This is a genomic window from Bartonella sp. OT172YNZD, assembly GCF_042193725.1.
Classification (GTDB): domain Bacteria; phylum Pseudomonadota; class Alphaproteobacteria; order Rhizobiales; family Rhizobiaceae; genus Bartonella; species Bartonella grahamii_A.
This window is the reverse complement of sequence record NZ_JBHILZ010000001.1, coordinates 68,427-84,390: the sequence shown is the minus strand read 5'-3', so window position 1 is coordinate 84,390 and position 15,964 is coordinate 68,427. Positions and strand designations below refer to the sequence as shown.

At 37.9% G+C, this 15,964-nt stretch carries 6 protein-coding genes and 1 pseudogene; 2 read left to right on the top strand and 5 right to left on the bottom strand.

What is annotated here, in order from left to right; genetic code table 11:
• The first annotated feature begins 95 nt into the window (after positions 1-95).
• Both ACFIJS_RS00315 and pncB read left to right on the top strand, forming a co-directional pair.
• A pseudogene (locus tag ACFIJS_RS00315) lies at positions 96-8,665 on the top strand (GH36-type glycosyl hydrolase domain-containing protein).
• Between the two features lie 132 nt (positions 8,666-8,797).
• The gene (gene pncB / locus ACFIJS_RS00310) at positions 8,798-10,102 is read left to right on the top strand and encodes a nicotinate phosphoribosyltransferase (RefSeq protein WP_375648744.1); all 1,305 of its coding nucleotides are present in this window, start codon (positions 8,798-8,800) and stop codon (positions 10,100-10,102) included.
• A gap of 1,538 nt (positions 10,103-11,640) precedes the next feature.
• On the opposite strand, the gene ACFIJS_RS00305 is transcribed toward pncB, so the two are convergent.
• From ACFIJS_RS00305 to ACFIJS_RS00285, 5 genes are all read right to left on the bottom strand, one after another.
• The gene (locus ACFIJS_RS00305) at positions 11,641-12,027 is read right to left on the bottom strand and encodes a YbaN family protein (RefSeq protein ID WP_375648742.1); all 387 of its coding nucleotides are present in this window, start codon (positions 12,025-12,027) and stop codon (positions 11,641-11,643) included.
• Positions 12,028-12,432: 405 nt separating this feature from the next.
• Entirely contained in the window at positions 12,433-13,347 is a 915-nt protein-coding gene (locus tag ACFIJS_RS00300) for a metal ABC transporter permease (RefSeq protein ID WP_375648740.1), read from the bottom strand.
• Positions 13,344-14,210: a metal ABC transporter permease gene (locus ACFIJS_RS00295; RefSeq protein ID WP_375648738.1), complete on the bottom strand. Its 867-nt coding sequence runs from the start codon at positions 14,208-14,210 to the stop codon at positions 13,344-13,346. The genes ACFIJS_RS00300 and ACFIJS_RS00295 overlap by 4 nt, the downstream gene beginning before the upstream one ends.
• The gene (locus tag ACFIJS_RS00290) at positions 14,207-15,037 is read right to left on the bottom strand and encodes a manganese/iron ABC transporter ATP-binding protein (protein ID WP_375648737.1); all 831 of its coding nucleotides are present in this window, start codon (positions 15,035-15,037) and stop codon (positions 14,207-14,209) included. The genes ACFIJS_RS00295 and ACFIJS_RS00290 overlap by 4 nt, the downstream gene beginning before the upstream one ends.
• Positions 15,034-15,942 (bottom strand): metal ABC transporter substrate-binding protein, encoded by a 909-nt coding sequence (locus ACFIJS_RS00285; RefSeq protein ID WP_375648735.1) that lies wholly within the window; start codon positions 15,940-15,942, stop codon positions 15,034-15,036. Before ACFIJS_RS00285 ends, ACFIJS_RS00290 begins: the two co-directional genes overlap by 4 nt.
• Positions 15,943-15,964: the final 22 nt, after the last annotated feature.

The following is a 15,964-nucleotide window of genomic DNA, read 5'->3' as shown; positions in this document are numbered from 1 at the left end:
AAAAGTTTGTTTTTTGTCTATCAACGGTTCACTATTCAGATAAAATGCTTACAATTTAAATAAAAAATGATGTAATTGAATAACAATAGGACATTATGACGTGCATAATACCTTTCATAAAGTGCTTTTTTTCTCAAAAAGAGAAAAAAATCATTTTATTAATACGGATTTTCCTCTTCGCGCAATTTATAAGGTACAGGAAGATCTTTATAACTTAGGGCATGATATAGCTTCTGGTAAAGAAATTTTACTCCCTGAATATGAAGGAGTAGAAGATTTTCGCAAGAGATTGAATGAAAATGCTAAACTTATTTTTCATGCCTTTCATACCAGTGATTTTGCTGCCCGAAATGATGAGACTATCGCACCGTCTGCTCAATGGCTCATTGATAATCATTACACCATTGATAAAACCATACAAAAGCTACGTCGTAATCTACCCAAGTCCTTTATAAAGCAACTTCCTCTTTCTACACACAAAGCGAGAATACCACGAATTTTTGCTTTAACGTGGCTTTATATTGCGCATACCGATAGCAGCTTTTCACAAGAAACACTCACGGCTATGACCAATGGATTTCAAGAAGTTTGTGCGCTCACAATTGGTGAATTGTGGGCTCTTCCTTCTGTTATGCAAATGCTGCTCATTGAAAATGTCCGTCGTCTTTCAGTACGTATCGAAAAAGCCCGACATATGCGCCATCTTGCTAGTCAAGTGGCCGATAAAATTTCTCTTGTAGAAAATAAAACAAATCTACACTCTCTTTTTACACAGTATAAACCATTTACTGTTGATCCAACTTTTTCAGCACATTTATTCTATCGCCTGCGCAGTGCATCTGTTGATTCAACCATAGCATTAACTTGGCTTGAAAACCAATTGAAAAGCCAAGGAAGTAGCTTAGAGATTGCAACAGCCGATGAACATACCCGACAAGCAGCAGATGGTGTGACCATGGGAAATATCATCCGTGCTCTTAAAGCTATAGATGATGTTGATTGGACAGCATGGTTTGAAACAGTGAGTTGTGTCGATTCTATTTTGCGTAAAAATAGTGATTTTTCTGAAATTGATTCTCACTCACGCAATATTTACCGACAAGTCATTGAAAAAGTTGCACGCTTTTCGCCTCTTAGTGAGCTGGAAATTGCACATAAAGTTGTAGAAATGGCAAATTCCACTTCTAAAGATATGCCTCATCATTCTTGTGTGGGATGGTACCTTGTTGATGAGGGTCGTGGCATATTTGAAAAGGCTTGTGGATATATCCCGCCCTTTCTCATAAAATGGATACGCGCTTCCTATTGTTCAAAATTGAGAGTGATCGCCATTCCTGTCTCTTTTCTGACGCTCGCTCTTTTGCTTGTAATTTACGCCCTTTTACAAATATCTGGCATGACACAATGGATGACTTTTTGCTTTACTGTATTAGCGCTTTTTCCTGCTATCGATGCTGCTTTTGCTTTATTTAACACTGTTGTTTCGTGGTTTGTCCCATCAAGACAACTCATTGGTTATGAATATAAAGAAGGTATTCCAAAACATGCACGGACAATGGTTGTTGTACCTACTTTGATGACATCACGCGATGATATTGATGAACAAGTGCGCAATCTTGAAGTGCACTATCTTTCCAATTCTAAAGGTGCCATTCATTTTGCACTAATTACAGATTGGGTGGATGCACCATTGAGAGAAACGCAAGATGATCTTGATTTATTGCACTATGCGCAAAAGAGTATTGATAAACTCAATAGTCGTTATCATGGTGATGAACTTCCTCTTTTTTTCCTTTTACATCGCCGACGCCTTTATAATACAAGCGAAAAATGTTGGATGGGATGGGAACGAAAGCGAGGAAAACTTCATGAACTTAATCGGCTTTTAAGAGGCGATAAAAACACAAGCTTTTATCCTCCCAATCCACATCTTCCTATGGATTGCCGTTTTGTTATGACGCTGGATTGTGATACACGTCTTACTCCAGACAGCATTACGAAACTTGTTGGAAAGCTTAACCATCCACTCAATCATCCCATTTTTGATCCGCAAAGTGGAAAGGTTGTAAAAGGCTATAGCGTTTTACAACCACGCATTATTCCTTCTCTTACAACAGGAAAAAAAACATCAATTCTCCAACGGGTTTTTTCTATCAACCGTGGCATTGATCCTTATGTTTTTGCTGTTTCTGATACTTATCAAGATCTTTTAGGAGAAGGCACCTTTATCGGTAAAGGTCTTTATAATATTGATGCATTTGAACAAGCGCTTGATGGCAAAATTAAAGAAAATACTATTCTTAGTCATGATCTCTTAGAAGGAGGTTATGCTCGTACTGCTCTGGTAAGTAGCATAGAAGTCATTGAAGATTATCCAACCGCTTATAATATTGATGTTATGCGTTATCATCGCTGGATTCGCGGTGATTGGCAACTTTTGCCTTATCTTTTTTCCCACCGTCAAATAAGTTCCGTGATGCGTTGGAAAATGCAGGATAATTTACGTCGTTCTCTCACTCCACTTATGTGGTTAATTGCAGCATTTGCAGGATGGGCTTTTTTGTCTTTAAAGAGTGCAATCGTCTGGCAAATATTCTTGTTGTTTAGCTCCTTCATTTCACCCATTCTATGTGTATTAAAAACGCTTGTCTCGTCCAATATAGATCATTCTTTGCGTGGACATTTTCAATTAATTTGGAACAAAACTGCTCTTACAAGCGCTGATATATTTCTTAAAACGACGTTTCTTGCTCATTCGGCGTATTTTATGAGCGATGCGATTATTCGTACACTCTATCGTATGACGATTTCAAAACAGCATCTTCTTGAATGGAAAACTTCTTCCTCAACAAAATCAATGCCCAATAGTTTGCCTTTCTATATTTTTACAATGGCACCAGCATCGCTTATTGGTGTCCTTACTGTAGCACTCCCTCTTTTTTCTGATAGTTTTGCAAGCTTGATTGCTCTACCTTTTGGGATAGCATGGTTTTTTTCACCCTTCATTGCTTGGATTGTGAGTCAACCTTCAACCTTTCAAGATAGCCTTGATCTTTCTTCAAAAGATGAAAAACAACTTCGCTCTATTGCACGGCGGACATGGCTTTATTATGCAACCTTTGTCAATGCACAAAACAACTATTTGCCTCCCGATAATTTTCAAGAAGATCCTGAACCTCTTGTTGCTCAACGTACATCTCCTACGAATATTGGCGTTTATCTCCTTTCTATTATTGCTGCACGTGATTTTGGCTGGACTGGTTTTGAAGAGACGATTACCCGTATTGAATGTACATTACGTTCTCTTACAAAAATGGAAAAGTTCCGTGGTCATCTCTATAATTGGTATGAAACAGATACACTCAAGCCTCTTTTACCTACTTATGTATCAACCGTTGATTCAGGAAATCTTGCCGGTCATTTGGTAACACTCTCTTCTGCCTTAAGTGAATGGGCGGAAAAACCGCATCTTTTTTTTCAAAGTAATCGAGAAGGCTTATCAGATGTTCTTGCTATTCTTGAAGAAACTGTCAGAGAAATTCCAGATCATCAACCCAGTTTACGCTCTTTACGCCAAAAAATCGAAGAAAACATCACTCGTTTTCATGACTCTGTCTTCACGTTTGTAGAACAAGAAAATGAGATTCCTTCTCACATCATAGACCTTTCACTTGCAGCCCACGATATTGTGCACTTAGTCGATGAACTTGACCACAAAATTCAAACGATAGAATCTTCTCGTGCGCTTTCTTGGGCTAAATGCCTTATCGATACCTGTAACGCTTATCATCATGATGCGACTGCTCATTGTGATACTGAAAAATTACGTAAAAAACTAAACAGGCTGGCTATAGTGGCACGGCAAATAGCCTTTGATATGAAATTTGACTTTTTAGAACAGCCTAAACGGCATCTCTTATCCATTGGATATCGTGTTCAAGAAAACAAACTCGATGAAAATTGTTATGATCTACTTGCTTCAGAAGCACGTTTTGCAAGCTTTTTTGCCATCGCAAAAGGAGATATAAAACTTAAACATTGGTTTCGTCTTGGTCGACTCCTCGTACCCATAGGTTGGAAAGGTGCGCTCCTATCATGGTCTGGATCGATGTTCGAATATCTTATGCCATCTCTCGTAATGCATGAACCTTTAGGATCTCTCCTAGATCAAACAAATCGATTGATTATTCGTTGTCAAATACAATATGCTCATAAACGGGGATTGCCATGGGGGATTTCAGAGGCCGCATTTAACGCTCGCGATCATTTAATGAATTATCAATACGCTCATTTTGGTGTTCCAAACCTCGGACTCCAACGTGGTCTTTCACGCAATGCTGTCATTGCTCCCTATGCTAGCCTTCTAGCGGCACAATATGCTCCTGCTTGCGCTGTCGCTAATTTAAAACGACTCCGTAATCTTGGAGCTTTAGGAACATATGGTTATTATGACTCTGTCGATTTTACCCCTTCACGCGTGAAAACAGGGGAAAAATACGCTGTTGTACGCAATTATTATGCGCACCATCATGGTATGTCTATCCTTGCTCTTAACAATGTTATTTTTCAAGGGCGAATGCGTGATCGTTTTCACCGTGATCCCGTTGTTGAAGCAACGCAATTGCTGTTACAGGAAAGAGCGCCTCATCTCATTCCTATTATTCATACCAAAGCTATTAATCGTATGCGCAATAAGTCTCAAGCATTTGACGCAGCCTCTTTGCGCATTATTACAAATCCATTGCTTAAACCACGAGCAACTTTACTTTTGTCTAATGGCTTTTATTTTACTATGTTAACAGCAAATGGTTCTGGTTATAGCCGTTGGCATGATTATGCGATTACGCGCTTTATTCCTGATGCAACAGAAGATCAACAAGGTACTTTATTCTTCTTACGCGATACGCATAGTGGGCGGTGGTGGTCTGTTACTGGTGAACCAACACGTGTTATTGAAGAAGAATCTGTCAGCATTTTTACAGATGAAAAGGCTGAATACACAAAAATGGTTGATGGTATAAAATCAACACTTGAATGTCTTATTACATCTGAAGGATGTGGAGAAGGTAGACGTATTCAACTGATGAATACGATAAATAAAGACCGCCTCATTGAAGTGACTTCTTATGGTGAATTAGCGCTTGCCACAATGGATACAGACCAAGCTCATCCTGTTTTTTCCCGTATGTTTATAGAGACAGAAATTGCTGAGGAAGGTAAAACAATTTTTGCCAAAAGGCGCAAACGCTCACCTAGCGATCCTGAAATCTATGTTGCCCATTTTGTCTCCAGTACAACAGATATTCTTCAAGAGACAGAAGCTGAAACGGATCGTTCGTTGTTTATTGGGCGGGGTCGATCCATTCATCGGCCCGCTGCATTTGACCAAAATGCTCATTTCAGTAACAGTCAAGGTTGTGTTCTTGATCCTATTATGTCATTGCGATGCCGTATAAAAATTTCAGCATATGGAAAAGCAGAACTTATTTTTTGGACTTTTGCTGCTCATACAAAAGAAGCGCTGCATAATCATATAAAACATTATCGACAACCTGATATGTTTCAAAAAGAACTTTCAAGGGCATGGACGCGCTCACAAGTCGCACTGTATCAGAGCGGAACCCAGCCTAAAGAAGCTATTGTCTATCAAAAATATGCCACATCGCTTATCTACCTTGATCGAACATGGCGTCTTCCTCCTGAAATATTAGCAAAAACGCTTGGAAAACAGTCTGATCTTTGGCCTGTGTCCATTTCAGGAGACAATCCACTCTGTCTCCTTAGATTAAATAACGAGGGAAATATTACTGTACTACGTGAGCTCCTTAAAGCACACGAGTATTGGCGTATGCGCGGCCTCATCGTTGATTTGGTGGTTCTCAATGAACAAGCATTTTCTTATATACAAAATACACAACGGGCTCTTGAATGGGTCTGTGAATCTTATCGACACCACACACAAGAAGCAGATGAACGCCAACATATTTTCATACTTCAGCGTGATAAAATAAATGAACAAAATTTTAAAACGCTTCTTGCATCAGCGCGCATCGTTCTTGATGCCCAAAATGGCTCTTTATCTGAACAGCTTAAACGACTTGATGAGAGTGATTTTGATCTTACAATTCATAAAAATCATCATGAATTTCATGATCAATTAGATTCCCCAAAATATAACGAAGGAAAGAAAGTTACAACACAAACTGAACAAAATTTTTTTGCTTCCATTGGTCTTATTAGCCAACAAAAACCATCACCTTTTCCCACAAATGGAGAAGATCTAAAATATTGGAATGGTTACGGTGGTTTTAACCAGTATAACCATTATATAATACGTCTTCATGGACGTACAACTACACCCCGCCCGTGGATTAACGTCATCGCTAATCACAAATTTGGTTTTCATGTCTCTGCTGAAGGAGCAATTTTTACTTGGGTTAACAATAGCCGCGATTATAAATTAACTCCTTGGGCAAATGATCCAACGTCTAACCGGCCAGGAGAAGCACTTTATCTGGTTGATCGCCAGTCTTTAAAACGTTTTTCACCCGTTTCTGCTGTAGAATGTGATGAAAATATTGTCTATGAGGCTTGTCATGGTTTTGGATTTTCAACTTTTAAATCGACACATTCAGAAATTGCATTAGAACTAACTCATACACTCGATCCGGAAAAACCAGTTCGCTTTTCACGTCTTACCCTCACGAATGAAGGGAAAAAACCACGCAGTTTACGCCTTTATAATTATGTTGAATGGGTTTTGGGAAATATCGATACAAAATATGCCCCCTTCATTATTTTCTCTTATGAGGACAAAAGGGGTGTACATTTTATTCAAAATCCGTATCACATTGAAAAATCTCAACAAGTCACATTTTTATTGGCATCTGAAATGCCAAACAGCACCACAACCAATCGTGCTGAATTTATTGGTGCAACGGGAACCGTAACGCATCCAACTGTGATCCGTAAAGCTGGTGCTCTTTCAAATACCATTGAAGCAGGATGTGATCCTTGTTCAGCATTTTCCTATGATATTGATCTTCAAGCAGGGCAAACAAAAGAAATCATCTTCTATCTTGGCAGTGCTGAAAATAGACAAGAAGCTGAAAAATTACTCAATCAAGTACGTGCAAGTGATTTTGAAATTCTACTCACAAAACAAAAACAGCAATGGAGTGATTTTGTTTCTCCTTTTCAAGTTAAAACACCGGATCCCTCTTTTGATATTATGGTCAATCATTGGCTCCCTTATCAGACCTATGCATGCCGTATCATGGCACGCGCAGGATTTTACCAAGCTAGTGGTGCATTTGGCTTCCGTGACCAGTTACAAGATAGCTTATCTTTATTATTGCTGGAACCACAACTGGCACGTGCACAATTGTTAAACGCCGCCGCGCACCAATTTCTTGAAGGGGATGTGCAACATTGGTGGTTACCTGATACAAATGCTGGTGTTCGTATGCGCATTTCTGATGATATCGTTTGGCTTGCATATGCAACAGCTCTTTATGTCAATACCACTGGCGATGATGCCTTTCTTGATACGCTCATTCCTTTTATTGAAGGCGATGTTCTCAAAAGTGGGCAACAGGATGCTTATTTTCAACCCACCCAATCCTCAAAGGTTGCAACAATTTATGAACATTGTGCTTTAGCTTTAGATCTTGCCATTAAACGTTGTGGACCCCATGGTCTCCCTCTTATTTTAGGTGGGGACTGGAATGATGGCATGAATTTGGTAGGTGTGGAAGAAAAAGGTGAAAGTACTTGGTTAGGATGGTTTCTTGGCACTACATTACAAGCATTTATTCCTTTGGCCAAAAAACGTGGTGATAACAGCCACATGCAAATATGGAGTACATACCTTGAACGCTTAACAAAATCCCTAGAGGAAAACGGCTGGGATGGTGCTTGGTATCGACGTGGTTATTTTGATGATGGAACACCTCTTGGTTCTAAAATCAATGATGAATGCCAAATTGATACCATAGCTCAATCTTGGGCTGTCATTTCTCAAATGGCGTCGCCTGAACATCAAAAGCAAGCAATGACATCAATGTTAGAACATCTCTATGATAAAAAAAGCGGACTCATTCGCCTTTTTTGGCCACCTTTTGATAAAAGTACACTTGAGCCCGGTTATATAAAAGGTTATCCTCCAGGAATCCGAGAAAATGGTGGTCAATACACGCATGGTGCCATTTGGAGTATTTTAGCATTGGCAAAAATGGGGCAAAACGATAAAGCTTATGCGTTATTTTCTATGATTAACCCGATTACCCATGGACAAGATCCTGAAACTTATCGTGTTGAACCTTATGTGATGGCCGCAGATATTTATTCTGTTGAACCACGATGTGGTCAAGGCGGTTGGACGTGGTATACAGGCTCAGCCGGTTGGTTTTATCGCGCCGCAACACAAGCTATTCTTGGAATACAGCGTCAGGGAGATCTGTTTTTTTTACAGCCACATTTACCCTCTATTTGGCCAAAATATGAAGCAACAATGAAGTTTTATGATGCCGTTTATACCATTAAAGTAAAATGGGGACCTAAAAATATGCTTCATGTTAATGGCAAAAAATATACCGAAGTTCATGCAGGGATAAAGTTACACAAAACAGGTCAGCATGAAATTATACGTATTGTTAAATCTTAAAGATGAAGATGAAAAAAGAGAGCAGACCTTTTTATTCTTGCCCAAAACTGTAGATTTGTTATATTGCACCACCTATATTGTCCGTTTTGGTGCATAATATTTTAGATTTTATGAAATTGAAAGAAAAAGGTTATGAATCATCCGGATATTGCTAGACGTGTTTACAATCATACTTGGAAACTTGATCCCATTATTCGTTCACTTCTTGATACGGATTTTTATAAGCTTCTTATGGTACAGATGATTTGGGGGTTGTATCCTAATGTTAATGTTACTTTTTCCCTCATAAATCGCTCTAAAACAATACGTCTTGCTGATGATATTGATGAGAGTGAATTACGTGCTCAACTTGATCACGCTCTTAGCTTGCGCTTTACAAAAAAAGAAATGATCTGGCTTGCTGGTAATACATTTTATGGACGCAAACAAATTTTTGAACCAGATTTTCTTCAGTGGCTTGAGAATTTTCAACTCCCAGAATATGAACTAACCCGTAAAAATGGCCAGTATATTCTTCATTTTTATGGTTCGTGGGCTTATAGCTCTATGTGGGAAATTCCAGCTCTTGCTATCATCAGTGAATTACGTTCACGTGCTGCTCTCAAAAAACTAGATCGTTTTGCTCTTGATGTGCTTTATGCGCGTGCTAAAGCAAAAATGTGGAGTAAAGTTGAACGTCTTAAAAAATTGCCTGATATTAAAATATCTGACTTTGGTACAAGGCGCCGCCATTCTTTTTTATGGCAGCGCTGGTGTGTAGAAGCATTGAAAGAAGGCATTGGTAATTCTTTTACTGGAACTTCTAATGTTCTTCTTGCCATGGATACGGATTTAGAAGCTCTTGGAACCAATGCACACGAATTGCCCATGGTTATTGCGGCTCTCAGCAACAAAGATGATGAATTACGCAGAGCTCCGTATCAAGTCTTGCAAGATTGGAACCGTTATTATGGTGGAAATCTTCTCATTGTTTTACCTGATACCTTTGGTACAGAAACATTTTTACGCGATGCACCAGATTGGGTCGCTGATTGGACGGGTTTCAGACCCGATAGTGCACCCCCTATTGAAGGGGGCGAACGTATTATTCAATGGTGGAAAGAAAAAGGAAAAGATCCACGCGAAAAACTTTTAATTTTTTCTGATGCTCTTGATGTCAATACAATTGAAAAAACTTATCATCATTTCCATGGTAGAGTGCGCATGAGTTTTGGATGGGGCACAGATCTTACCAATGACTTTACAGGCTGTGCACCTCAGGAAATCGAAACTCTTGATGCTCTTTCCCTTGTTTGTAAGGTAACCTATGCCAATGGTCGACCAGCCGTAAAACTTTCAGATAATCCTGAAAAAACGATCGGTGATTCAAAAGAAGTACAACGTTATCTCAATTTTTTTGGTAATAAAAAGCGAATTGCTAGATCTATAAAGACGTAGTTTCCGGTTCTTTAAAACGAGTATATTGACTCATCATATTGTTTATAAGATTGATTTTTGTCCTACCCTAAGGATGAGGATTCTTAACCTTTGCTGGTCTGTAAATAGTTCGGCTGTTTTTTGAGCAGATTCTACTCGGCCTACCACGCGTACGCTTCACTTACATAAGGATCGACAGATCAGATTTAAAATATTCTACTAGGCATTAAAAAATACTTAACATGCTAGGGAAGTTTAGCCAAGGAGTCCTCCTTATATCATTGTCATACATAACGGTGTTATACGGCATAACAAGATACGATCATTTTGCATGTTGAATGAGCGCGCACGAATATCATAAGTTTTCTCATTTCAACCCTGTTAAATCAAGCACACTCATCTCCTTGCATGTATGAAGGTTTCATGTTTTAAGGGTTATTGTTGTAGTTTGACAGTAGGTTTTGTACTAAGTGGGAAAGGATTAAGGAGGGATACGTGGTAATTTGTTGTTTTTATGTACAGTTTTTACTATTAAATGCGCGTTTTGTCAAAATAGATTTTGACACCTAAAATTGCAAAAATTACCGAAAATTAGAAAAAAGTGTGTTTCCATAGTAAAAATGAGAAAAGGCTTTGAAAACCCTTTGAGGACACCTTTAAAACTCTTTGAAAAAAATAAATTGGTACAAAACCAGATGATAAGCTACAATTGTAACATTAGGAATTGCTAAGGCAACATTGGAGGATGACAAATACATAGTGACTATCGGTGTGCATTTTGCAAGGCAAGGATGATGGTGCTCAAATAGATTTTATACACTTTACAGGAGATTTTACTTTATCTATGTATGGTTTGCTATCATGAAATGAGTAAAGCGTTGAGAAATGTTTCATTAAAATAAATGTGTAAATAACATGATTTGGGAGGACTTTTGTTTTACGTGAGGGGCATGACCTCATTAAAAAATAGAGAATGCAATAATATTTTTATTTTGAATAAGCTTTATAAAAAGACAGAGAATTTATTTATTTGCATATTATAATAAGAATGCGTGTATGTATAAAACTATTTGAAAAACTCTGCTGTTTCTTATGAATTATTCTTAAGCTAAGAACAGATATAACATTAAAGATTGATATAATAGGCCGGCTTCTTAACTGTATAAGTATAAAAATGATGCTGTTTAGTAAGCTTCGTATTATCTCCTCATTAAGAGATATGAAAACAAATGAAATGTCTTTTTAGAAAGAAATAGCTATCATATCCATGATGTATGTATAGAGATTCATACAAACATGCCTTACAAAAATAATGATCTTTTCCATGAATCTGATTTATCATTGTTTACCAAGTGAGAACATTTTTAGTGTTCGTAAACAGTCTTCTTTGTCCATAAAAATATTTCACCAACATATTATTAATTAATTGCTTTCAAAAAGCTTACTATTTCATATGCATTTTGGATATGGAAGGGTTTATATTCACAACTTAAAAGTCCTCATAGTTTTTTTACAAATAAGTCGAATCTAAAAAGAGTATCTCATAACCTTTTCTATCATTATGAAGATGGACGTGTTACAATATAAATGGCAATCAGCAATAATATAACCGCAAAAAGTAAGGCAATCCACAAAGGAGGGTGTACCATTACGAAAAAAGATAAAAATCCTCCTATCATACTCATTATTGCAAAAACTTTAACGAATGGAGAGATTGCTTTTTTTTCTTCCCATCGCTTAATAGGGGGACCAAAAATACGATGATTATTCAACCATTGATGAAAACGTGGAGAAGAACGTGTAAAACACCATGAGGCAACCAACAAAAAAGGCACGGTTGGTATAATAGGCAATACTACACCTATAATACCTAATATAACCATTGCCCATCCTGCTATATAATAGCAGATACGCAAAAGGTGCGATATCTTCAAATCTTTTTTCATTCTCTCGTACTATTTTCCTCTACGCAAAACTCTATACAAAAACATTGTATCTGTTTTTTTCTGTTTACATGTCTGAGTGCAAAATTACGCTCTACCCCTTCATGCCGTAAGCGTTTTTGTTGTTATAAGTTCCTTGAAAATACCGAATAGCTTATGCAATATGATAATCATTTTAAGTGATTTCAAGAAAAGAGAAGAAAAGAGATTTTAGAAAACCAAAAAAATAAAAAGGCTGCAGAATAAATCAATGCAGCCTCTTAATTAAGAATGCAGCTTTGGGGGGGAGAAAATGCACTGCATTCATCTGCTAGACATTAGGAGGAAAAATAACCTAGCACTCAGAACTCTAATTAAAATAAAAATGAGAAACAATATATAAAAATGCATGGCTGATATGCATGAAATTTAACACTTTCGAGTTTCTTGAACTGTGTTTCGCCGAAAGAAAATTATCATGAAAATAGCCATAAAAATCAACGTCAAGATCAATACAATTGTGGAAGCAGAATCTGAGCCGATAAATAAGCTGAGATAAATCCCTAAAAAACCAGAAAAAGCTGCAACAAGTATCGCGATCATTAACATAAAAGAAAACCGCTTTGTAACAAGATAGGCAATTGCTCCTGGTGCTATCAGTAAAGAAATAACGAGCACGATACCTACAGCTTTCAAAGCCGCAACAATTGTAAGAGAAATCATCGTTAGAAGGGTATAGTGGAGTAGAGATATTGGTAACCCCATTGCATGTCCTTGAACTGTATCAAAAATATACAGCATAAAATCGCGCCATTTTGCTGCTAAAATAAAAGTGACAACAGCAGAAATGATCGCCGTCTGCGTTATATCAAGCCAGTTAACACCCAAGAGATTACCAAATAGAATATGATTCAAATCTAAGCTACTATAAATAGACGTGGCTAAAACAAGCCCCAAACCAAACATCGAAGAAAAGACCACTCCCATCACCGTGTCCTGTTTGATACGGCTATTGCTACCTAAAAAACCCGTTAATAGTGCACACACCATTCCTGCAACAAAAGCACCGCAAGTAATCAAAGTCATTGTAATATTCTCTGGACGCATATGCTGAAACCAAGCAAGTGGCAAAGAAGTTAAAAATGCAATTACCCATGGTGTTGTCATATAACCAACAACAACACCTGGAAAAACTGCATGAGAAATGGCATCGCCTAACAGCGCCCATCCTTTCAAAATAAGAAAACAGGAAAGCATCGCCATGGGAATAGAAAGAATCATGACAATAAGCATACCTTTAAGCATAAAAGAAAACTGAAACGGAAGCAGTAACTGATCAATCATGATAATATTACACCCTTTTTTGCCGCATTTCTGCGTAAGCGCGCAGCAATAAAACCGTGTTTAGGAGCAAAAATAAAAGCCAAAAAAAATAAAGATGCTTGAAAAAGCACAACAACCCCTCCCGTTTGTGCATTCAAAAAATAACTCACATAAACACCCAAGATACTTGTGAAGGTTCCAATTACAACTGCAATAACCAAGATATTCACGAAACGATCACTTAAAAGGTAGGCCGTTGCTCCAGGTGTCACAACAAGACAAATGACTAAGAACGCTCCAACGGTTTGCATAGCAGCAACAGTACAAGCGGCAAGCAATGTGAAAAAGAGAATTTTTAAAAACTTTACGTTTAATCCAATGGCATGCGCATGCGTTTCATCAAATAACGAAACAAGAAGATCTTTCCATTTCAAAAGCAATATAAGTAAAGAAAAAAAGCCGATAAAAGCCAATTGTAGAATATCTGTTAAACTAACTGCTAAAATATTTCCCAAAACAATGGTATCAATATTAACAGCCATTGGTTTTAATGATTTGAGAAATAAGCCGAAGGCAAAAAAGGAAGAAAAAATGAGCCCAATAATGGTATCTTCTTTAAGCTTTGTCCGGTGGTTAAAAAAGAGCATTGCTGCTGCTGCAAGACCACCAGAAAAAAAAGCGCCGAGTGAAAAAGGTAACCCTAAAAGATAAGCTCCTGCTACACCAGGAACAATCGAATGGGAAAGAGCATCACCAATCAATGACCAACCTTTTAACATCAAAAAAGCCGAAAGAAAGGCACAAACACACCCAACTAACCCAGAAACCCACATTGCATTCACCATATATTGATAGCTCAGTGGCTCAAGCAACCAAGAAATCATGCAACGTGCTCCACTCTTTCAATATCTTCACAAACTGCAGACTGCTTTCTTCCCATGAAAACATCATTTTTTTTTGTGCTTTGAAGATCAAAAATATGGTGGTGCAAAGACCCTCCAAAAGTTTTCTCCAGATTTTCCTTTGTAAAGATTTTTTCTGTTAACCCAGAAGCTAAAACGGTTCCTTTTATTAAAACTGTATGATCACAAAATTCGCGAACAGAACCCAAATTGTGAGTTGAAACCAAGATCACTGCTCCTTCTTTACGAAGATCTTGTAACAAAGCAATGATTTTATCTTCTGTTGTAACGTCAACCCCTGTAAACGGCTCATCTAACAGAATAGCTTTTGCTTTTTGTGCAAGAGCGCGCGCTAGGAAAACACGCTTTTTCTGCCCACCAGAAAGTTCTCCAATTTGGCGCTTGGCAAAAGCCAACATATCAACGCGTTCTAAGGCAATACGAACGGCTTCATAATCTTGTGTACGGGCATAGCGAAAGAAATTCATATGACCATACCGCCCCATCAATACAACATCTTCAACCAAGACAGGAAAATCCCAATCAACATCTTCACTTTGAGGAACATAAGCAATGAGGTTTTTTTTCAAAGCTATATCAACGGGCAAATCAAACATACGAATTTTTCCCTTTGAGGGGCGTACAAATCCCATAATCGCTTTAAATAACGTTGACTTACCGGATCCATTAACACCAACTAATGCCGTAATAGAACCCTTTGGACTTTCAAAATTTACTTCGCGTAAAGCTGTATGTCCATTACGATAAGTTACCGTTACTCCTTGGGCAAATATTCCACATTCCGTCATTGGCTTTTTACTCCCTCTAATAAAGCATTGCTAATACGCCCACTCGTGACACGTAATAAATCAATATAAGTGGGTACCTCACCATTTTTCTCACTTAAAGAATCAACATAAAGAACACCACCGTATTTAGCCCCTGTTTCTCTGGCAACCTGCTTAGCAGGCGCAGGGGAAATAGTGCTTTCAGAAAAAACTGCATGAATATTGTATTTGCGAACCATATCAATAACATGCTTGACTTGCTGTGGTGTTCCTTGTTGGTCAGCATTAATGGGCCATAAATAAAGTTCTTTTAGATCAAAATCACGCGCCAAATAGCTAAAAGCTCCCTCACTGGTCACAAGCCAACGTTTATCTTGCGGTACGGCTTTTAATTCAGCCTTAATTGGATCAATCGTTGCACGAATTTTCTGTTTATAAATTTCAGCATTCTCTTTATAAATAGCAGCATGTTCAGGATCATATTTTACAAAAGCATCGCGAATATTATCGACGTAAATCAAAGCAGAGGTCGGTGACATCCACGCATGAGGATTGGGTTTACCGCTAAAGGGGCCCTCACCAATTTTAATGGGTACAATACCTTTTGAAACAACAACACTTGGAACATCCTTGATATTTTGAAAAAACTTTTCAAACCAAAGCTCTAACTCTAATCCATTCCACAATACAAGGTTAGCTCCCTGAGCACGCATAAGATCGCGTGGGGTGGGTTGATATTCATGAATTTCCGCACCTGGTTTTGTAATGGATTCAACATCAGCGGCATCACCCGCTACATTGCGTGCCATATCAGCAATGATAGTGAATGTTGTAACAGCTTTAAATTTACCAACACACAAAGCAAAATTGGGTGTAAAAAACATAACACTTGCAAAAACTATGGTGAAAAACGTTCTTACGTTCATTGATTCTCTCTTTCCTTTATAT